At 60.8% G+C, this 22692-nt stretch carries 11 protein-coding genes; 9 read left to right on the forward strand and 2 right to left on the reverse strand.

Annotated features, from left to right (window positions below; translation table 11 throughout):
• Nucleotides 1–100: 100 nt before the first annotated feature.
• The 6 genes from KW838_RS05000 (at nucleotide 101) to KW838_RS05025 (ending at nucleotide 5383) form a co-directional block, all read left to right on the forward strand.
• Entirely contained in the window at nucleotides 101–1369 is a 1269-nt protein-coding gene (locus KW838_RS05000) for an OmpP1/FadL family transporter (RefSeq protein ID WP_218500575.1), read from the forward strand.
• Between the two features lie 47 nt (nucleotides 1370–1416).
• Nucleotides 1417–2094, forward strand: a complete 678-nt coding sequence (locus KW838_RS05005) for a DUF3313 domain-containing protein (protein WP_218500576.1) — start codon at nucleotides 1417–1419, stop codon at nucleotides 2092–2094.
• Between the two features lie 28 nt (nucleotides 2095–2122).
• Complete coding sequence (locus KW838_RS05010) at nucleotides 2123–2551, forward strand: hypothetical protein (protein ID WP_102700621.1); 429 nt, start codon at nucleotides 2123–2125, stop codon at nucleotides 2549–2551.
• Nucleotides 2552–2565: 14 nt separating this feature from the next.
• Nucleotides 2566–3024: a glycine zipper 2TM domain-containing protein gene (locus KW838_RS05015; protein WP_102700620.1), complete on the forward strand. Its 459-nt coding sequence runs from the start codon at nucleotides 2566–2568 to the stop codon at nucleotides 3022–3024.
• A 529-nt stretch (nucleotides 3025–3553) separates the two neighbouring features.
• Nucleotides 3554–4336 (forward strand): PaaX family transcriptional regulator C-terminal domain-containing protein, encoded by a 783-nt coding sequence (locus KW838_RS05020; RefSeq protein WP_218500577.1) that lies wholly within the window; start codon nucleotides 3554–3556, stop codon nucleotides 4334–4336.
• Between the two features lie 57 nt (nucleotides 4337–4393).
• Entirely contained in the window at nucleotides 4394–5383 is a 990-nt protein-coding gene (locus KW838_RS05025) for a fatty acid desaturase family protein (RefSeq protein WP_218500578.1), read from the forward strand.
• Between the two features lie 25 nt (nucleotides 5384–5408).
• Here the strand turns inward: KW838_RS05025 and KW838_RS05030 are convergent, their stop codons facing one another.
• Complete coding sequence (locus KW838_RS05030; RefSeq protein WP_218500579.1) at nucleotides 5409–5984, reverse strand: hypothetical protein; 576 nt, start codon at nucleotides 5982–5984, stop codon at nucleotides 5409–5411.
• A 165-nt stretch (nucleotides 5985–6149) separates the two neighbouring features.
• The gene (locus tag KW838_RS05035) at nucleotides 6150–17387 is read right to left on the reverse strand and encodes a peroxidase family protein (RefSeq protein ID WP_218500580.1); all 11238 of its coding nucleotides are present in this window, start codon (nucleotides 17385–17387) and stop codon (nucleotides 6150–6152) included.
• 672 nt (nucleotides 17388–18059) lie between these two features.
• Here KW838_RS05035 and KW838_RS05040 point away from each other — a divergent pair.
• From KW838_RS05040 to KW838_RS05050, 3 genes are read left to right on the forward strand one after another with little or no spacing between them, the layout of a single operon-like run.
• Nucleotides 18060–19796 carry a type I secretion system permease/ATPase gene (locus tag KW838_RS05040; protein WP_102702171.1) on the forward strand — a complete coding sequence of 579 codons (1737 nt, stop codon included), beginning with the start codon at nucleotides 18060–18062 and terminating at the stop codon, nucleotides 19794–19796.
• 6 nt (nucleotides 19797–19802) lie between these two features.
• The gene (locus KW838_RS05045; protein ID WP_218500581.1) at nucleotides 19803–21143 is read left to right on the forward strand and encodes an HlyD family type I secretion periplasmic adaptor subunit; all 1341 of its coding nucleotides are present in this window, start codon (nucleotides 19803–19805) and stop codon (nucleotides 21141–21143) included.
• A 1-nt stretch (nucleotide 21144) separates the two neighbouring features.
• Nucleotides 21145–22473 (forward strand): TolC family outer membrane protein, encoded by a 1329-nt coding sequence (locus KW838_RS05050; protein ID WP_102702173.1) that lies wholly within the window; start codon nucleotides 21145–21147, stop codon nucleotides 22471–22473.
• Nucleotides 22474–22692 lie beyond the last annotated feature (219 nt).

Here is a 22692-nt window from a genome sequence, read left to right on the forward strand (position 1 = left end):
CTTATGTGTGATCGAGCCGTACTGGTTCAATGCAATTAAAGTTTCTCGACGATCGCTATTACCCTTATTTCGAAAATGTACACTTGCCGGGATCTAATCCATGCAAACCAGATCAGGAGCAATGCCTGCCTTTACGTTATTGGCCCTATGCAGCCAGCAAGCCTGGGCCGGCGGCCTCATGCTCTACGAAATCGGCACCGATAACGCTGGCCTGGCCAACGCCGGCGCCGCCGCCCGGGCCCAGGGCCCTTCGACCATTGCCAGTAATCCGGCGGGCCTGAGTTACTTGCCGGGAACACAGATCACCGCGGGCTTGCAGGTGCTTTACGGCGACCTCAAGTTCGATCGCGACGAAGACACCAACGTGCCGGGCAGCGGCAGTGGCAATGCCCTCGACCCGATCCCCGGCGGCAGTTTTTTCATCAGCCATGAACTGGACGACCACTGGAGCGTCGGCTTCGGCCAGTACGCCGATTTCGGCCTGGCGGTCAATTACGACAACGATTGGTCAGGCCGCTACTTCGCCCAGAACGCCAGCCTGGGTGGTTTGTCGTTGGTGCCCAGCGTGGCTTACCGCTTCAACGAGCAATGGTCGGTGGGGCTGGGCGTCAAGGCCATGTACGGCATGCTGCAAGCCCAGACCGCGATTGACCGCTCGCCATTCGGCTTTACCGACCGCACCGACGGCCAATTCAAGTACAAGGACCAGGATTGGGGCTTCGGTGCGAATGTCGGCGTGATCTACGCCCCGCAAGCCGGCACACGCATTGGCCTGACCTACACCAGCCAGGTCGATCTGGACTTCGAGGACCGGCTGGATGTGAAAGGCGATGGCCGACTGCTCGAGCGCGTCAACAACACCAAGACCGAACTCGACATGAAGGTGCCGCAAACCGTCACCCTGAGCCTGTTCCAGCAACTGGACCGACAATGGGCCTTGCTCGCTTCGGTCAACTGGCAGGACTGGTCAGAGTTCGGCGACATCGCGGTGCAGGTCGACACCACGGCGCTCGGCGCCCGATCAACCACTGTCGACGCACATTTCAAGGACACCTGGCACCTGTCCCTGGGTGCGCAATACCAGGCCACCGAGCAATGGTTGTGGAACGTCGGCGTGGCTTACGACAGCAGTGCCGTGTCGGACAGGAACCGCACCGTGACCGTACCGATGGCCGAATCCTGGCGCCTTGCGACAGGAGCCACCTATGCGCTGGACAAGGACACCGACGTCAACCTCAGCTGGGCCATGATCTGGATTGGCGACATGCCGGTGGACCAGACCAGAAACGTTTCGGGCAATCGAATTTCCGGTCAATTCGACAGCGCCTGGATTCAAGCCGTGACCGGAAACATGACCTGGCGCTTTTGAGTGTCTTGCCACACAAAAGCGACTTCATCCGAGGAGATCACAGCATCATGAGTCTGTCCCGAAACCTGCTTGTCGGTGCCGCCGTGGCCGGGCTTCTGCTCGGCGGTTGCACCTCCAAAGTCACTGAACAGGCGCAATACTCCGGCTACCTGTCCAACTACGACAATCTGCAGGAGGTCACCACGCCCAGCGGCGGCACGGCGATGCGCTGGGTGAGCCCGTCGTGGAACCCCAATGCCTATGACACGGTAGCGTTCGAGCGACTGGAACTGTATCCGGCGCCCCAACCCAATGAGCGGGTCAACCAGCAGACACTCGATGACATCCGGGACTACATGTCCAACAGGGTCAAGGCGACGCTGGGGCAGAAATACCGGATGGTCCACCACACGAGTGCCGCGCCAAAAGGTTCGAAAACCTTGATCCTGCGCGCCGCGATTACCGGCGTGAGCGCCTCCAACGAAGGCATGAAATGGTATGAAGTGGTGCCCGTCGCCGCTGTCGTCGGGGCGACACAGGCGGCCACCGGTCACCGCGATCAGGACACCGAGCTGTACATCGAGGCCGAGCTCGTCGACGCGAGAGACAACCAGACCGTGGTCAGGGTCGTGCGCAAGGTGTTCGGCAAGCAACTGTCCAATGAAACCCAGAAAATCACCGCCCAGGACTTCAAGGCGGCGATCGACAAGTTGAACGTCGATCTCTGGGCATTCATCCGCAGTTGAATCTCTTCCCGATAGAGGAATAGCTGACATGGCTTCCCATACATTGCTTCGACTCACACATCTGCACAGACCTTTAATCGCCGCGGCACTCATCGCCAGCGCGCTTGCGTTAAGCGCTTGCGCAACGGTGGATGCCCAGACGACCGCCTACGTCGGGGTCGAGCACCCTGCTCCGACCCTGCCCGCCGAAGTCCAGATATTACGCACGGAACCGACGCGCCCCAGCGTGCGTTTGGGCGAAATCCTGATCGATGCCAGCGTCGACCCGGCGCCTCCCATCACCCAGGTCGAACAGAAACTGCGTGAAGAAGGCGCCAAGCTGGGTGCAGACGCGGTGGTGGTGGTTTATGACCGGATCCAACCCGTTGCCGCCTACGTGACCGGACCTCTGTGGAACCGCGACATCGATACGATCCAGGGCCGCAAGCTCAAAGGCATTGCCATCAAATACCAATGACGAGGTGCACAGCTATGAAAGCAATCCTGTCCTGGCTGACGGTCGCGTTGGCGACTGTCTTGATCAGTGCCTGTTCCGCCGTGGGATCGAACGAGGGCGGTGCCGGTGAAATGGAGATTCGCTCGGGCAAGATCGAGCAGATATCGCTGACGCAGATGCAGACCAATCACGACAGTGGCGTCGGCGCTGTCCTCGGAGGCCTTGGCGGCCTCGGTATCGGCAGCCTGATCGGCAGTGGCACCGGGCGCGACGTCGCCATGGTCGCCGGTGCACTCGCCGGTGCGGTGGGCGGCAATTACGCAGAGAAGAAAAAGTATGACCAGCCGGTAGCGGCGCAGCAGGTCATCGTGCGGGTGAAGAGTGGCGTGCTGGTATCGGTCACCCAGCCGATCAATCCGGCCCTGAGCAAAGGCATGAACGTTTACATCGAAGGCTCGGGAAATAATGCCCGGGTGCTGCCACAGGGTGGGTAGTGGCCATGCCTGGAGCGGTAAACCGCCGTTGATCCGGCAGCCCAAGGTATCTTCGCTGGCAGGCCAGCTCCCACAGAGAACGCGTATTCACCCTCCTTTTGTGAGCGACGCAAAACCTTGTGGGAGCCGGCTTGCCGGCGAAGGCGTTTTCCGGGCCGGTACATGACGCGAGGCCGTCTTCGCTGGCAGGCCAGCTCCCACAGAGAACGCGTATTCACCCTCCTTTTGTGAGCGACGCAAAAACCTGTGGGAGCCGGCTTGCCGGCGAAGGCGTTTTCCAGGCCGGTGCATGACGCGAGGCCGTCTTCGCTGGCAAGCCAGCTCCCACAGAGAACGCGTATTCACCCTCCTTTTGTGAGCGACGCAAAACCCTGTGGGAGCAGGCTTGCCGGCGAAGGCGTTTTCCAGGCGAGCGCATGACATAAGGCCGTCAACCTGATCATTACAATAAAAATGAATAAACTTACTATTGTGTAATATTACACGGCACGATAGATTTATTCACAACCTGTAATGACCTGGAAAGACAATGAAACCTTGCGTAAAAAGCCTGGCGCTCGAACTGCTGGTTGCTAAAAACGGCGTTCCCTTGCAGGTCAGGGAAGCCATCGTCGCCTGCGAGCTATTCGGCATCAGTGAAAACAACGTCCGGGTCACCTTGGCGCGCCTCACTATCGAAGCATTGCTGGAAGGTGCGGGCCGAGGAAGTTATCGGCTGGGGCCACAGGCCAGGGACATCTCGGCGCAGTTGTTCGAGTGGCGCAACGTGGAGCAGCATCTGCGGCCGTGGGACGGCAGTTATCTGATGGTGGCGTGCAACGCCCTGGGGCGCAGTGATCGCAACACCTTGCGCCAGCGTGAACGGGCCCTGCACATGCTGGGTTTCGCGGAGCTGGACAAAGACCTGTACGTGCGCCCGAACAATATCTCGCCTGATATCGAGTCGTTGCGTCGACGTTTGATCGAACTCGGCCTGGAACCGGCCGCACTGGTTTTCCAGGCCCAGGGCTTCGAAGAGGCGCAGGCGCAGCGAATACAAAACCTGTGGAAGGGTGAGTTGCTCAACGACAGCTACCGCCGCCAGTGCGAGCAATTGGAAAGCTGGACGCTGCGCGCCGGGCAACTGAAGCCGGACATGGCCGCACGCGAATCTTTCATCCTCGGCCGCGAAGGCATCCGCCAGATCGTCTTCGATCCCCTGCTACCGGAACCTATGGTCGATGTGGCGCTGCGCACGGAGTTCTTTGCCTGCACCCAGCGTTTCGTGGATCGCGGCCACCAGATCTGGCGCACCTTTGTGCAACAGCCCTGAAGACTCAACTGACTCATCACCCGGGCCGGTTCCAGGCCCTTGATGTCGAGGATAGACATGCATAACAAAACTAAAATCAGCGATATTCTCAGCCGCGACGAAATCAGATCCTTCAGCGAACGCTCAGACCTCTGGGGTGCCTGGGCGGTGGTGTCTACCTGGGGCATGTTGGCCTTGACCTTTACAAGCCTGGCCTGGGCCCGCGAACTCTTGCCCTGGTGGGGATTCAGTCTCGCCCTGATCGCGGGTGTCGTGATTATTGCCGGACGCCAGTTGTGCTTTGGCATTTTGCAGCACGACGCCGCGCACGGGACATTGTTCAAGAGCAAATGGTGCAATGACGTACTGGTCGATTGGTTGTGCGCCCGGCCGATCTGGAACGAGCTGCGCAAATATCGTCCCTATCACCTGACTCATCATGCCAGGACCTCATCCGTCGACGATCCCGATCTCTGCCTGGTTGCCGGATTGCCTACGACGCGCCGCTCCATGATGCGCAAGTGCCTGCGTGATCTTTCAGGCACTACCGGCCTCAAGTTCCTGGCTGGACGCGTGCTGATGGATGCCGGCGTGCTGCAGTGGTCGCTCACCAGCGATATCCGCCGCCTGCCGCAGGCAGGTCGTCGCTGGTGGGACTACCCACGGACCTTTTTCAGAAACGCCAGCGGCATGCTGCTCACCAACGGCCTGCTCCTTGCCGCATTCTGGGTCAGTGGACAGGCGTGGTTGTACGGCGTGTGGGTGCTGGCCTATGTCACGCCGTTCCCGTTGTTCATCCGCATTCGTTCCATGGCGGAACATGCCTGCCTGGAACCCGGCACGGACGTCCTTCGCAATACGCGAACCACACAGGCCGGTTTGATCGCCCGCGCTTGCGTGGCGCCTATCCGGGTCAACTTTCACATCGAGCATCATCTGATGGCATCGGTGCCGTATTTTCGCCTGCCGAAGTTACATGCTCTTTTACGGCAGCGCGGCATCGTGCCGCCACCGCCCACTTACTGGCAGGTGCTCAAGCGTGTGAGCCAGCGAGTTCACACCGCCTGATGGATGAATACTGTTCGCCCCAGACTTAAAAGCCGAAGTACACAAATGCCGTAGCTGCCGCCATGCCCCAGGCGAGCAACGCCATGACCGTTGAATGTTGCGGTAACCCGGATTCGCTCAATCGCTGCAAACCGGGCCTCGCAACACCGGCCTGTACGTAATAACCCTGCCTGATTGCCCGGTAGGTATACCGCAGGCCGACCAACAGAAACAGGGTGATCAGGCTAAGGGCAAGTCCTCGCCTGATAGCCGGTTTAGCCAATGCGACAAGGTGATCCTGCTCGCAGGCAACGCTATTGAGTTGCACAACGGTAATTCGTTGATAGTCCGTCGAAGTGCGCTTTTGCCCCACTTGAATCGCCGCCTGTTGCTCCAGATCCAGCACCTGATATTTCCAGAGCGTCGACGATCCTTTTCGGCAGAAGGTAAACGCGGCGGGACTTGAAGCGGAGATGATGCAAGCGTCGTTGATATCCAGTTTTTTCAGGGTTTCCATGGCCGATCGGGTGAAGTCCAGATCGAACACTGAAACAGCTCCGAGGGCAGTAGCCGCAACCGAAGCCAACAGGCTGATCAAGAGGCAGGTGGCTGAAATGTTCACGGCCGAAAGTCCCCTTTTTTTGATTGCGCAGCTCGGTTCCAGCCTGCCTTGTCGAGCTCCAGTACGCTGCTGGCACCCGGAAAACCGAGTGGAAGAAGAAAGGGAGGGCATCCATTGCCCTCCCCTCCGTGGTCCACGCTCCTTGCGACAGTGCCTGTCAGAACATCAAGAGGCCAGGATGAAGTCCGAGGCCGAGATGGTGTTCGGGTCTCCCACACCTACCAGGGTGATGGAACCGGCACCGAAGGTGAGTAATGTATCCGCTCCCTGATCAAGGACGTTGACACTGCTGTTGAACGTCGCAGCCGTGATGCCGACCCCGACGAAGTTGAGCAGATCCTGGCCGCCCGCCGCATTGGCATCAAAGCCGATGATCCGGTCGTTGCCGAAGGCCAGTCCGAACACGAAGACATCGTCGCCAGTACTGGCATTCATCGTGTCGTTGCCGGCACCACCGGCAATACTGTCGTTGCCGGCACCGCCATCGATGATGTCGTTGCCGAGGCCGCCCAGCAAAGTGTCGTTGCCGTCTGCACCGTTGAGGTTGTCATTACCCACCCCAGCGGTGATGACGTTGTTCGACGCGTTGCCGGTACCGACGAAGTTGCCGACTCCGGTGTAGAGCAGATGCTCGGCATTGGCGCCCAGTGTGTAGCTGGACAGCGAGGTTTGTATGGAGTCCTCTCCGCTGGCCGCCAACTCGATCACCCCGTCCGCGGCAGAATCGACGCGGTAGGTGTCATTGCCGACTCCGCCTTCCAACCGGTCGGCACCTGCATCGCCATTGAGGACGTCGTTGCCGAGGCCACCCAGCAATGTGTCGTTGCCGTCACCGCCGTTGAGCGTGTCATTACCGGTCCCGGCGGTGATGATGTTGTTCAACGCGTTGCCGGTGCCGACGAAGTTGCCGGCTCCGTTGAAGAGCAGATGCTCGACATTGACACCCAGCGTGTAGCTGTTCGTCGTCGTTTGTACGGAGTCCGTACCTTCACCCGTCACCTCGACCACCAGGTCCCCGGCTGAATCGACGCGGAAGGTATCGTTGCCCAGTGCGCCGACCATCCGGTCATTGCCCGCACCGCCCGTGATGACGTCGTTGCCAGCGCCACCCAGCAACGTGTCGTTGCCGTCACCGCCATTGAGGGTGTCATTACCCACCCCACCGGTCATGACGTTGTTCAACGCGTTGCCGTTGCCGGTGAAGTTGCCGGTTCCGGTGAAGAGCAGATTCTCGACATTGGCGCCCAGTGTGTAACTGGCCAGGGTCGTCTGTACGGAATCGGAGCCTTCACCCGCCGCCTCGGTCACCAGGTCCCCGGCTGAGTCGACGCGGAAGGTATCGTTGCCGGCTCCGCCGACCATTGCGTCACTACCCGCACCGCCGGTGAGAACGTCGTTACCGGCACCACCCATCAATGTGTCGTTGCCGTCACCGCCGTTGAGGGTGTCATTGGCCGTCCCGCCGGTGATGACGTTGTTCAGTGCGTTGCCGTTGCCGGTGAAGTTGGCGACTCCAAGGTAGAGCAGATGCTCGACATTGGCGCCGAGAGTGAAGCTGGCCAGCGAGGTCTGTACGGAATCCTGACCCTCGCCCACCAACTCGATCAGCACGTCCCCGGCTGAGTCGACGCGGAAGGTGTCGTTGCCGACGCCGCCCAGCATCTGGTCATTACCCGCTCCGCCATTGAGGAAGTCGTTGCCGTCCTCGCCATTGAGGAAGTCGTTGCCGTCTCCGCCACTGAGATTGTCGTCGCCGATGCCGCCAAACAGCTGGTCGACACCACCCAGGCCAATGAGCGTATCGTTCCCGCCCAAGCCAAACAGCACATCGCTAGCTGCGGTACCGACGAGGGTGTTCGCCAGGGCGTCACCCGTTTGCACCGCACCCAGCAGCACGACCAGCGCCGTCGCCGCAGAGGTCACCGACTCCAGCGTGCCGAAGCCATCGGTGTAGCGTGCGATCACCCGGATTTGCTGGTTGACCTGTGCCGCACCTGGGGTGAACGTAGCGTTGGTCGCGCCAGCGATATTGGTGAAGGTAGTCCCGGTACCTTGCTGCCACTGGAAGCTGAATGTGCCCAGCCCGTCCGGATCGGCAATCCCGGCCGTCTGTGCGGTCAGCACCTGCCCTTGAGTCGGTGTCGTATCGCTGATCAGCAACGCACCTGTCGGTGCATCGTTGACGTTGACCACCGGTGCCGTGGCATCGGACGCAACGCTTTCGGCGACACCGAAGTCATCGACGTAACTGACCACCACGCGCACCTGATCGCCGACCTGAGCCTGGCCGAGCGTGAAGGTGCTGCCGGTGGCTCCGGCGATGTTGACGAAGGTCACCCCGTTGGTCTCCTGCCACTGGAAGGTGAACTGCGGATTGCTCAGGCCATCGACATCGATGATGGTCGACGGGTCAGCGGTCAACACCTGGTTCTGCGTCGCCAGCCCGAGGATGCTCGGACCTGCAGTCGGTGTGTTGTTCGCCGACGAATCGACGAACTCCAGCGTACCGTCGGCATCCTGATAAACCGCCCGAACACGGATGTTCAGACCGGCGACATCATCCGCCACCAGATAGGTGGTGCCCGTCACCCGCGATGCTTCGCCGGCGGCGATAATGGTGATGTCTTCATAGATGCCCGAACCGGCAACGGTTTCGACCTGCCAGTAGTAAGACACCGGACCGGTAACCGCACCGGTCGGATTGGTTGCACTCACACTGTCCAGGTCCCGGACCGACTGATCGCTGACGCGCAACAGCTGGCCGGCGACAGGCGTATCCTCACGCGCACCGGTGGCATTATCAAGGATCGCCAGACGCCCCACAGGACCGCTGTTCACTGCGGTACCGACACCGGACGCCTGCGCCTGGTCAGCGAACTGCAGGCGCTCGATGCCCGTCAGGCGATCCACGCCATCACGGCCTGCCACCAGGTCGGTCACGATGACGGCATTGCCGTCGAGGGTGACGCTGTACTCCGACGCATTACCGGAATACACCGCGGTGTCGAAGTTGTCAGTGCCGGTCAGAATCTCCCGCACGATGACCAACTGGCCCGGGTTGTAAGTACCGTTGAGCATCAACGGCACCAGGGGTTCCATGCTGTTGAACGTGGCGATCTCCGCGCCGCTTCCATCAGCATTCGCCCGTACGCTGATGCGCACGTTCAGCCACTTGTCACCATCGATGATGTCGTCACCACCGCGGCCTTCGATGAGGTCGCTGCCGCTACCACCGAGAATGATGTTGCCACCGTCGAAGAACGTCGCTCCGGCTGGCAACAGACCCGCCAGGCCGTCGATCAGGCTGATGTTGGTCAGCACACTGCCGGTTGCACCCGCCGTAGGCAGCGATGTTGCATCTTCGCTGTCACCGCGCAGGTAGTCACCGTGGGTCGAACCCGACAGACCTTCCATGATGTCGAAACGCACCAGCGCCGAAGCGCCCGAACCCGGCATCGGTGGCACATCGAAGAAGCGGTCGCTGAAATCGACGCTCACGCCCTGGGCGAGATCCTTGAAGGTCGCCCAGTCATAGCCCGAGCCACCGATATAGCGGTCACCCATGCCGAGACTGCCGACCATGATGTCGTCACCGCCTTCACCGTTGAACTTATCGTTCTCGTTACCACCGATGTAGACGTCGTGGCCTATCACAGGGTCGTTGCCGAGCGGGTCGAAGTTGTCGCCAGGTGCACCGTCCGAAGTGCCCTTCTCGATCCAGTCGTCGCCTTCGTTACCCATGTCCTGTTCGTTGGCCTTGCTGCCCAGGATGAAGTCGTTGCCCTGGCCACCAATGGCTTCGGAGGCGTCCTCACCGGTCACGATGAAGTCGTTGCCGAACCCGCCAATGATCAGGTTGACGCCGTTGCCTCCGTGCAGCACGTCGTTGCCGTCGCCACCCTGGAGGTTATCGTCGCCACCGGTATCGGTGATGATGTCGTCGCCAGCGCCGCCACGCAGCTGGTCGTTGCCGTCACCGCCATCGATGCGATCGTTGCCGCCATCCCCCCAGACCGTGTCGTCGCCTTCACTGGAGAGGAGGATGTCTGCGCCCTCGGTGCCGCCCAGCACGATGTGCTCATCACCTGTGTACTTGATGTAGTTGGTGTCCGCGCCCACTGTCAGCGGGTTGTCGCGGAACACCACCTGCTCGCCGTTCGGGCCGAGCGGATCGACGGATAGCAGGCCTTCGTTGAACTGCCTGCCCTGATCCACTTCCAGGTAGAACCCGGGATCCGAGAACACCAGGCCAGGCAAGTGCGTGGCCGAAGTGTTGGCCATGATCAGCTTGGCGAACGAGTTGCTTTCCAGCTCCGCATTCATCGACAGGCCAGAGGTACGCTCCAGGTAGTAGAAGCGATCGCCGTCCTGCAGTTTTTCCAGCTGGTTCTCGAACACGAAGTTGAAGGTCGAGCCGAGCATGCCGCCGAACGGAGTTTTCTGTTCGGCCAGGCCGCCGATCCACATATCGATGGCATCGACGCCCGTGATCGTGACATTTCTCAGGTCATCGGCAGTGCCCGCGATCCCATCCCTGCCGGGCAGCGTCACGTTGGCAAAGGCACCGGTGCTGTTGAGGAAGTCCAGGCGGTCAGCCGGGGCCCCCACACCACCAAAGACCAGCGCCATCGCTGCAGCGCGTTTGCCTTCCAGCGTGGTCGCCGTCGTGATCGTGTCATGCGTGCCATAGGCGGCGATGAAGTTGATCAACGACTCCGGATGCTTGAGGTGCTGCACCAGGTCGACCCAGCTGTTGTACGGCTTGAGTTGGGTGTCACCGGTTTGACTGTAGATGTCGCGGCGGAACGCGTTGAGTGAAGGAATCCCCACGTCGCGGCCACGGGCGATGTTGATCGCCGGCAGGTCGAGCGGCAGGCCGAGCAGGTTATTGCGCAGCGCCTCGGTGACGAACTCGTCGATTTCGTTACCGGCTTGCCGGGTCACCCCACGGATGATCGCACTGGTCGCATCCTCTGGCGACACGCCACTGGCGGCGTACGCCAACGGGTTGAGGAACGCCGCGATCAAGCCCAGTTGCTGATCGGGATTGGCGCTGGCCGGATCGCCTATCACGTTGAAGTCGATGTCATAGCGATCGACAGTCTCGGTCAGCATCGAGTGGCCAAACCGGTACACGGTGTGGGCGAACTCGGCGACGATCGAAGGATCGAGGTCGACGTCATAGACCTGGGTCGGTGCAAAGAACAGGTCGATGTTGGGCTGGATGGTCCGCGCAAACTCCTCGAACACCAGGTGCTGATACTGCATCTCGGTGCCGAACTTGGCAGCCTGGAACAAGCGCTCGCCATTCCACTGCAGCGCATCGAACTCAGCCTGGGTGGTTGGCAAGGTGACCACCGGAGTGAGCAGCCACTCGTTGAGGAAGGCCACGTCACCCGAATCGAGCACGGTGTCCTTGGTTTGCTGGACCAGGCGGTTGTGCTCGGAGTGGAAGATCGCATGCACCGCGGTCAGGCCGATGTTCTCGTTGACCCGACCGTCGCCGGCGATGTAGTGAGCATCGAGCAGTTCGTTGTCATAGGTCAGGTTGTTGCCGCCTGGGCCAACAGGCTGCGCATTGCCGACAAGGGTGTCGGCATCCGCCTGCAGAACCCCGCCGGTAACGACCGGTACAGCGTTGTGGGCGATGTCGTTAAGGAAGGCATGGCCAGTGCGCACTGCGTTCACGAGGCTGACCGGACTGGCCGGATTGCCTTCGACAAGCGTAGTGACGTCATCGGCGGTGCCGGCAATGCCGTCTGCCCCGTTGTTTACCCGAATGACAATCTGCGGGAAGCCGTTCGGCCCTTTGATGAAGTTGCCATAGGCGTCAGTCGCCAGCAGCGGGCCGCTGTCGATATCGGCGTCGGTCAGGTTGATGCCCAGCACATCGCGCGCCTGCGCCTTGACCACCTTCCAGGTTGCCATGCCACCGATTTCAACGTCGTCGGCGGTACCAAACGTGCCATCCGCCCCCAGGTCACGGTTAGTGATCAACCGGCCTGTCGCGACAGGGCCGTCGGCGGTCAGTTCATAACCGCGCAGGAACACCTGATGCGACGGGTGCGAGCTGTAGGTCTGGTTCTGGTCCACGAACGGCGAGGTGGTGTTGGTGTGCTCATGGATGTCGTCGGCGGTGCCGAGAATGCCATCCGCCCCTGGCTGGTTGGTCGCACGGGTCAGGACCATGAAGTTGGTCGGGCTACCTGGGACGAACAGTGGATCATCCGGCTGAAGCGGAATGAAGACAGTGCCCGAACCGCCTTTGGTCACCAGGTCCAGGCCATGATCGAAGAACTGCCCGAAGAAGGTCATCCAGGCGTTGAACGGAGCTGACAGCCCCGCATCCGCCGTGGTGTTCTCGAACAGGTATACATCGCGGTCGTCGGCAGTACCGAACTGACCGTCCAGGCCGGGGCTGGCGACTATCGATACGCCATCCTTGAGCACGTCGTCATTACCCGCCAGGCCGAAGTTGAGCACACCGTCCGCGCCCGGGTCGAAAGCCGTGGCATAGGCCGCCGGGTTGTTGGCGGTCTGATCGACGATCAGGTTACTGATGGTGCGCGGCTGCGAGTCAATCACAAGGCCGCTGCTCTGGGTATACGACGTCCCCCCTTCCGCCGGATTGAAGACCGGATCGCTCACGCGCGGGAAGAGGTTGTCGGCGGCACCAAACTCGGTGTGATTGTTGCCGTTGAGGTTCAACAGGTTGTTGTTCGACCCGTCGACCGTACGCAGGCCCAGCGGCGCACGGATGTTCGGGATCAGCGAGAGGATGTCCTGACCGGCCGCATCAGCCTCGGCAATCTTGATCTGGTCAAGAATGAAGTTGAGGTCGGAGCGGACCATGTGCAGACCCGCACCACCCGCGGTGGCATCCACCACCGGTACCGGCGCCGTCGGTACGACCGGCGTGCCGGGAGCCACCACGGCAGTCGGTTGCGAGAACATCATTTCAGTCGTGCCATGAGCATCCTGGTAGATCGCCTTGACGCGCAACGACAGCCCGGCAAGGTCGGGAGAGACCTTGAACGTGGTGCCGTCGGCACTCTGGAATGCCAGGTCACCGGCCGGCAACAGGATGATGTCCTCGAAAACGCCGCTGCCTGGAGTTGCCTCGAACTGCCAGTAGTAGGACACGGAACTGTTGATCAAGCCCAGCGGATTACCCGCCGTGATGTTGTCGGCATCGCGCAGCCCGGCCACGCTGACAGTCAGCGTGTCGCCCACGACGATCGCGCCGCCGTTGCCATCGGTGATAGTCGGACTGCCAGTCGGTTGGGCATTGAGCCCATCCACCAGCACTAGCTGGTTATCGGAGAACTGCAGGCGTTCGATATGCAACAGGGTATCGGCGCCGTCGCGGCCCGCTACGCTGTCTGTCACCGTATAGACGTCGTCCGCCAGATCGGCGGTGCCGCGGTCGTCGACGGTCACCGTGTACTCGTCCTGAAGCCCGGAGAAAATGGCGGTGTCGAAGGCCGCCCCACCGGTCGAGGTACCGGGCAGGATCTCCCGCACGGCCTTGAGCTGACCAGGGTTGATGCTGCCATCCAGCATGAACGGGATCATATCGACCATGCTGTCGAAGGAGGCGATTTCGGGACCGGTATGGTTGACGTCAGCCGGGTCATAAACGGCAATCCTGACGTTGATCCATTTGTCACCGTCGATCAGGTCATCGCCACCACGACCCTCGATCAGGTCACTGCCATCGCCGCCAAGGATGATGTTGCCAGTGGCAAAGCCGGTGACCGGCAAGCCGGCATCAGCCAGGAACTGGTCCAGTCCGCGGATCAACGCAACATTGGTCAGCGCACTGCCCGTGGCACCACCGTGGTTGATGATGGTGTCGGCATCGACATCATCGCCTTTGAGCACGTCGCCGAAACTCGAACCGGACAAGCCCTCGACCTCGGCAAAACGGTCGAGAATCGAGGCCGGCGAGGCGCCGACCGGATTGAACACCCCGGCGTTCTGGTTTGGCGTATTGCCGTGTGGCTGCGCCAGCGCGGCCAGGCTCAGGTCAGCGGTCACGCCAATGTTGTCATTCTTGTAGGTGATCCAGTCGAAACCGGACATGCCGTCCATCTTGTCCTGGGCATCGCTGCCGACAAAGATGTCGTCACCACCCTCGCCGATCATTTCGTCGAAGCCACCGCCGCCGACAAAGATGTCGTTGCCGATCACATCGTCATTGAGCAATGGTGAGAAGTTATCGCCAGGCGCACCGTCCTGGGTGCCCTTCTCGATCCAGTCATCACCTTCGTTGCCGGTTGGAGGCAGGTTGGTCTTGGCACCGAGGATGAAGTCGTCACCCTGGCCGCCGAAGGTGGTGCTGATGTCTTCAGTGGTGATGATGAAGTCCTGGCCGTCGCCACCCAGGATCAGGTTGCCAGCAACCAGCATGCTGCCGGCCACGATCACATCGTTACCGGCATTACCTTCCAGACGGTTGTCGCCGAACGAGTCGCTGATGATGTCGTCGCCATCGCCGCCCAGTACCGCATCGTTGCCGGCACCGCCTTCGAGGCGGTCGTTGCCGGCGTCGCCGTAAAGGGTGTCATCGCCTTCACCGGAAATGATGATGTCATTGCCGGCGGTGCCGCCCATGACGATATGGTCTTCACCGGTGTACTGCAGATAGTTGGTATCCGGACCTACGGTCTCGGGGTTGTCGCGAATCACCAGCGACACGACCTCCACGCCGTTGATCATGATGCCGCCCGTCGGATCGGCCCTGCCATCCACACCCAAGCCGGTGAACTGGTTGGCCTGATTGACCTCGAGGGTGAACGTCGGCGTCAGGAACACGGTGTTCGACAGGTGGGTGACATCGGAGTTGAGCATGATCAACTTGGCAAAGGAGTTATTCTCAAGCTCAGTGCCGAAGTTCAGGCCCGCGGTACGCGACAGGTAGTAGAAACGGTCGCCGTTCTGCAACGCCTCCATCTGGGTTTCAAACACGAAGTTGAACGTCGAGCCGAGCATGCCGCCGAACGGCATTTTCTGCTCGGCGAGGCCGCCGACCCAGAAGTCGATATCATCGAGGCCCGTGATCGTCACGCCCGTCACGTCGTCTGCGGTACCCAGCACGCCATCCTGGCCAGCCTGAGTCACGTTGGCCCAGGCACCGGTGCTATTGAGGAAGTCCAGGCGGTCTGCAGGCGAACCCGCGCCACCGAATACCAGCGCCAGGGCTGCAGCGCGTTTTTCTGCCAGCGTGGTTGCCGACGTGATCGTGCCATGCGTGCCATAGGCCGCGATGAAGTTGACCAGCGACTCGGGGTGCTTGAGGTGGTCCACCAGGTCAGCCCAACTGATGTACGGCTTGAGTTGGCTGTCGCCGGTCGATGCGTACATCTCACGACGCGCTTCATTCAAGGTAGGGATGCCAGTGTCGCGACCACGTGCCAGGTTCAGGGCCGGCAAATCGAGCGGCAGACCAAGCAGGTTGTTGCGCAGGGCTTCAGTGACGAACTCGTCGATCTCGTTGCCGACCTGGCGAGTCACACCACGAATGATCGCCCCTGCCGCTTCGTCCGCGGTCGCTCCGCTGCCGGCGAACGCCAGCGGGTTGAGGAAGGCCGCAATCAGGCCCAGTTGCGAGTCCGGATTGTTCGGATCAGTGAGCAGCGGATTGAATGCGGGGTCGAAGCGATCGACGGTCTCGGTCAACATCGAGTGGCCGAAGCGGTAAACCACGTGGGCGAACTCGGCGAGGATCGCCGGGTTGATCGAGGTGTCATAGCCGTTGGGCGCAAGGAATTCGTCGACCTGTGGCTGAATGGTCCGCGCGAACTCCTCGAACACCAGATGCTGGTACTGCATCTCGGTGCCGAACTTGGCGGCCTGGAACAGGCGTTCACCGTCCCACACCAGCGCCGCGATTTCGGCGGGTGTAGTCGGTATCGCCGTCACGTCGTCAGCCAGCCACTCATTGAGGAAGGCCAGGTCACCGGAGGCAAGGATGGTGTCCTTGGACTGCTGGACCAGGCGGTTGTGCTCGGAGTGGAACACATGGTGCACGGTGGTCAGGCCGATGTTCTCGTTCACCCGGCCGTCGCCGGCAATGTAGTGGGAGTCGAGCAGTTCGTTGTCATAGGTCAGGTTGTTGCCACCTGGGCCAACAGGCTGCGCATTGCCGACTGCAGTGTCGGCATCCGCCTGCAGAACGCCACCGACGACGACCGGCGCAGCATTGTGGGCAATGTCGTCGAGGAAGGCATGCCCGGTGCTCACGGCGTTGGCCAGACTGATCGGAGCAGCCCGGTTGCCTTCGACCAGTTGAGTGACGTCATCAGCCGTCCCGGCGATGCCGTCAGCACCGTTACTGATACGAATCACCACTTGCGGCATGCCGTTCGGCCCGCGGATGAAGTTGCCGTATGCATCGGTTGCGAGCAGCGGAACGTTGTGTACATCGGCGTCAGTCAGGTTGATGCCGAGCATGTCACGGGCCTGAGCCTTGACCACTGCCCAGGTCGCCATGCCATTACCGGCGCCATCATCGGCAGTGCCGAATATGCCATCGGCACCGAGATCGCGGTTGGTAATCAAGCGCCCCGTGGCAACAGGGTCACCTGCCGCGTTGAGGACGTACTCGCGCAGAAACACCTGATGCGAGGGGTGCGAGCTGTAGGTCTGGCTTTGGTCGACGAACGGCGAAGTGGTATTGGTCTGGCCATCATCGGCCGTGCCGACTACGCCGTCCGCGCCGGCGGTACGCACGGCACGTGACAACACCATGAAATTGGTCGGGCTGCCCGGTACGAATAACGGATCATCCGCTTGCAGCGGAACGAATACGACGTCAGTCGCGCTCTTGGTAACCAGGTCGAGACCGTGGTCGAAGAATTGGCCGAAGAAGGTCATCCACGAGTTGAAGCTGGCGGTAAGGCCGACGTCTGGCGACACGTTGGGCATGAAGAACACGTCCTTGTCATCTGCCGTGCCGAACACGCCATCCAGCCCGGGGCTGGTGACTATCTCTACGCCATCCTTGAGTACGTCGTCATTACCCGCACCCACCACGCCGAAGTTGAGCACTCCGTCCAGTCCGGGGTCGAAAGCTGCGGCATAGGCCGCCGGGTTGTTGGCGGTCTGGTCGACGACCAGGTTACTGATAATCCGTGGTTGCGGGTCGATCACCGTCCCGGTCCCGGCGTATGCCGGCGATAGAAAGGAAGGATCAAGCAGGCGCGGGAAGGCGTTGTCCGCGGCGCCAAATTCACTCTGGCCGGTGAGCAGGTTATTGAAGCTGCCATCGACGGTACGCAGGCCGAATGGCACCTGACTGTTGGGAAGCAAATCACTGAGGCTGGCGCCGTCGGCATTCGCTTCTGCGATGAAGATTTGCTTGAGGATGAACTCCAGGTCCGACTTGTTGAAATTGGCCATTTTGGATTGCCCTCGATCTGTCTGGGTAAAGGCGCGGGACGAGAAAGTCCATCCGCGCCAAGTCACGTGCTGGCTTGTGCAGTTTGTTGGTCTTGTTTTCTAGCGAGAGAGCTGGCGTTACCCGGGACCCGGGATACGCGCCTGGAATTCGCGTAGTGAATGGCTCGCCGAACGGTCAGGCAGAGCGAGTACGCGCCCTGGGCGGGCCATGGAAACAGGAGGTAAAGGCAAACTTGCTGGAAAGCCCCTTCACTCTGCAAAAGAACGCAATGATCGACATGCTCTGCTCCTTCCGGGAAATCACCGCACCTTGCGTTGCCAAAACAATGACAAGCTTCAGGCGGGTGGGCCCCCCGATAACTAAGACTAAAGTTCCATAGCAAATCTTTGTCAATATTACGTCGTTAAAACAGACGACTGGTGCTTGGTGATCACAACTAGCTGTTTTTAAAAGACATATAGAAAGTTGAGTGCAGGTATAGAGCGAAATGTTATTTCGGACTGTTTCACCGCGACCTACGCTCCTGCATAAGGGAGCAACGCAGAGATTTCGGAAGACTCGCCATCCACAGAGCGACCAGCCTGCGCGTGCATAAGTCGTTTAAGGGACTACATTTACTGTTAGCTGTTGCGCTCCAAGGGCAACCGCCTTTTCGAAGTGGGAGGATCACCATGCCCAAGCAGTCGAGCATCCGTTCCGAACTGTCCGACGCCCTTTTTCGCATGCGCCGCAGCTTTTACATGCTGGCGGCGTTCAGTGGCGTCATAAACGTCATGATGTTGACGCCAGCTATTTATATGTTGCAGGTCTATGATCGAGCCCTGGTCAGTCGCAACGTCACGACGCTGACGATGCTGACTGTGCTGGTGGTGGGTCTTTTCCTGTTGATGTCCACGCTGGAAATGGTCCGCACCAAGGTGCTGATCCGGGTCGGCAACTGTCTCGACATGGACCTCAACCGACGCATTTTCAACGCTGCATTCGAACGCAACCTGAGCCGCGCCGGAGGTAATCCGGCCCAGGCCCTGCAAGATCTCTCCCAGGTTCGTCAGTTCGTCACCGGCAACTCCCTGTTCGCCTTCTTCGATGCACCCTGGACGCCGATCTACCTGTTGGTCGCCTATCTGATCCACCCGCTGCTCGGACTGATCACGCTGATCGGATCCCTGATTCTGATGGGCCTGGCTTATCTCACTGAAAAGGCGACGCAGAAGCCGCTGGCCGAAGCCAATCAGGCCGCCATGTCCTCCGCCCAATACGCCAACAACAACTTGCGCAATGCCGAGGTCATCGAGGCCATGGGCATGCTGCCGTCGATCAGCAAGCGCTGGTTCCAAAGCCATTTGCGCATTCTGGAAATGCAGACCCTGGCCTCCGACCGCGCCGCCATGATCAGCAGCACCGGGCGCTTCGTGCGTATCACGCTGCAGTCACTGATCCTCGGCGCCGGCGCGCTGCTGGCGATCGAAGGCAAGATCACACCCGGGATGATGATTGCCTGCTCGATCCTCACCGGCCGTGCACTGGGTCCGGTGGAACAGGTCATCGCCTCGTGGAAGCAATTGCTCGGCTGCCGTTCGGCCTGGAGCCGGCTCAACGAGATGCTGGAAGACTTTCCGCGCCGGCCACCGAGCATGTCGCTGCAGCGGCCGCAGGGCATGCTGGCTGTGGAGAACGTGTATGCCGGTGCCCCTGGTACCAACAACACGATTCTGCGCGGGGTGGGCTTCAGTCTGGTCCCCGGTGAAAGCCTTGGCATCATCGGCCCGTCCGCCTCGGGCAAATCCACCCTCGCCCGCCTGCTGGTCGGGGTCTGGCCGGCGCAGGCCGGCAAGGTGCGCCTGGACGGCGCAGACATATTCACCTGGAACAAGGGCGAACTTGGCCCCTGGCTCGGCTACTTGCCCCAGGACGTGGAGCTGTTCGAGGGCAACATCGCCGACAACATTGCACGCTTTGGCGAAGTGGACAGTGAAGCGGTCATCCGCGCCGCCAAGATCACCGGCGTGCACGAGATGATCCTGCGTTTTCCGCAGGGTTATGACACCCGCCTGGGCACCGATGGCAGCCCGCTTTCCGGTGGCCAGAAACAGCGCATTGCCTTGGCCCGCGCACTGTATGGCGAGCCCAATCTGATCGTGCTGGATGAGCCCAACGCCAACCTCGATGACATCGGCGAAAAGGCCCTGGTCGATGCGCTGGCCGAACTCAAGGGCCGTGGTGCCACCGTCGTCCTGATTTCCCACCGTCCCAACGTACTCTGCGCCGTCGACAAGGTGCTGATGCTGCGTGACGGCGGCGTGCAGATGCTTGGCACGCGCGATGAAGTATTCGCAGCGCTGCGCAAGGCCAGTGTGATGCCTGCAGGCGCGTCGACTCCGCTGGCCTCCGTCAAAGCACGGGAGTGACCGATCATGCAATTGAGCCAACACACCGAGATGATTCCTGCCGATCCTCGCAGCGTGGTAGATCTGGACGTCGGCAGACCCGCACGATGGGGCGTGTGGCTGGTGCTCGCCGGCTTCGGCGGCTTCCTCCTGTGGTCCTGGCTGGCACCGCTGGATGCCGGCGTGGTCGCGACAGGCACAGTCAAAGTCACCAACAATCGCAAAGCCGTACAGCACCTCACCGGCGGTACCGTGGAGGCCATTCTCGTTCGCGAAGGCGATCTCGTGAAAAAAGGCCAGGAAGTGGTCCGCCTCGACTCGTTGCGGGCCGCTGCCGAAGAGGGTGCGATCAGCGCCCAGTACATCGTCAGCAAGACCGTGGAAAACCGCCTGGAAGCGGAACGGGACGGTCGCGATGTGGTGACCTACGATCCCGAGCTGCTCAAGCGCTTCAAGGGTGATTACCGCCTGGAGGCCGCCATGGACCTGCAGCAGCGCCTGCTGGACACCCGCCGCGCCGGACTCGCTGGCGAAATCAGCATCCTGCAGGAGAACCTGGCAGCGTCGGCAGTGCAGCTCAAGGGCCTGCAACAGGTCTACAGCGCCCGCGCCTCGCAGATCGGTTTCCTCAATCAGGAACTGCAAGGCACCCGCGTGCTGTCGGCTGAAGGCTATGTGCCGCGCAATCGTCTGCTCGAGCTGGAACGCAGCAACGCCGACCTCTCTGCCGGCCAGGCCGAGAACCTCAACAACATCGCCCGCGTGCGTAGCCAGACCACCGAAATCAAGCTGCGCATCCTGCAGCGCCAGCACGATTACCTCAAGGAAGTCGAATCGCAGCTGACTGAAACCGCCAAGGAAAACACCACCCTGGCCGACCGCTTGCGCGCGCTCGACTATGAAGTGACCCACACGGTGATTCGCTCGCCAATCGATGGCATGGTCCAGGGCCTGAGCATTGCCACCGTCGGCGGGGTCATTCAGCCCGGTTTCAAGATCATGGAAATCGTTCCGCTCAACGAACCGCTGCAGGTCGACGCGATGATTCCCGTGCAGGCCATCGACAAGATGGTCCCCGGCCTGCCCGTGGACATTTCCTTCCCGGCCTTCAACCATGCCAAGACGCCCAACATCCCCGGCCGCGTGCTGACCATCTCCGCCGACCGCCTGATGGACGAGGAAAGCAAGCAACCCTTCTATCTGGCCCAGGTGGAAGTCACGCCCGACGGCATGAACCTGCTTGGCACCAATCACATTCGCCCCGGCATGCCCGCCAGCGTCACCATCAAGACCGGCGAACGCAACATGATGAGCTATCTTCTTAAACCAATGCTCGAACGCGTGGACAGCTCATTCAAGGAACAATGAAATGGAACGTCATTGCCTGCTTATCTGCTTGCTGGGGTTGGCCCTGCCGGCTGACGCCATGGACCTCAAGCAAGCCTGGGACCTGTTGCAGTACCAGGGTCCTATCTACCAGGCCGCCGTGCATGAAAAACAAGCCGGCGGCGAAAACCGCGCCATCGGCAAGGCCGGCCTGCTGCCGCAGATCAACGCATCGGCCTACAACAACAAGGTCAACGGCTCTCAAAGCCAGAACAACATCGACAATGATCTGCACTACGACTCCAAGGGCGCCAACGTGCGCCTGCGCCAGCCGCTGTTCAACAAACAGAAGATGGCCGAGTACCGCCAGGGTCAGCAGCGTGCCGACTACAGCAACGCGGTATTCGATGCCAAAAGCCAGGACGCCGCGGTGCGCCTGGCCGAAAGCTATTTCGACGTGCTCCTGGCCAGCGAAACCATCACCCTGGCCAAGTCCAAGCTGAGCGCCTTCGATGAACAACTCGCCTCGGCGAAACGGCGCATGGAATTGGGGGCCGGCACCGTCACCGACATCGACGAGTCGGCCGCCCGCCGCGACCTCGCCGAAGCCGAACTGATCGAAGCGCAGGACAACCTGGTCAACGCGCGCGCCAAGCTTGAGGAATATATCGGTGAGACTCCCGAATCGCTGACCACCTTGCGTCCGAGCTTCGATACACCGCCGCTGCTGCCGAGCAACCTGCAGGACTGGCTGGTCAAGGCCCAGTCCGATAGTCCACTGATCCATGCGCGCCGTTACAGCCGCGACCTCGCCGAGGAAGAAGTCAAGCGCAACAGGGCAGGCCACTGGCCAACACTGGATTTCATCGCCGGCTACACCGCGGGTGAGAGCCAATCGCTTTCCGAGCTGAACCAACGCAACCACTACGGCTCGGTCGGGTTGGAAGTCAATATCCCGCTGTACAGCGGCGGCGGCGTCAGCGCACTGACGCGCCAGGCGAGCGCCAATAGCGACAAGGCCCTGGATGAGCTTGACGCCGCGCGTCAGGAAGTCATCACCGGAACCACCCGTGAGTATCAAGGCATACTCAGCGGTGCCAAACGCATTCGCGCCCTGGAGAAGGCCGTAGTGTCCAACGAACGCTCACTGTTATCGACACGCAAGGGCTTCAAGGAAGGCGGCACCAGTACCAACTCGGACGTCCTCAATGCCGAAGAACTGCTCTTTGTTGCACGTCACGATCTGTTCGAGGCCAAAGTGCGCTATTTGCTGTCGCGTCTGCGCCTGGCTTCTTCGGTGGGCAGCCTGGGCGATGACGATATCGACCAGATCAACAACTACCTCGGCCCGGAACTGCTGGTCACCAAATAACGTTCACCTCCCGGCCGGTCGAGCAACATGATGGCGACCGGTGCCCCCTCCCCGTCAATTCCCCTCGCGCTCAACCCGGTCATTCATTGCTGCATCTCGACGCAGAAAGGCCGCCGACCGCGAAAAAACCGTCAGCGTTGAAAGTTGCCCACTAAGCCCTTGATTCCCTTTATGCTCGATCCGGTTCCAAATCAAAAGCCACACCCGGCTCCAGGCTGT

Origin of the sequence: Pseudomonas sp. PDM27, assembly GCF_019219205.1 — a bacterium.
Classification (GTDB): domain Bacteria; phylum Pseudomonadota; class Gammaproteobacteria; order Pseudomonadales; family Pseudomonadaceae; genus Aquipseudomonas; species Aquipseudomonas laurylsulfatiphila.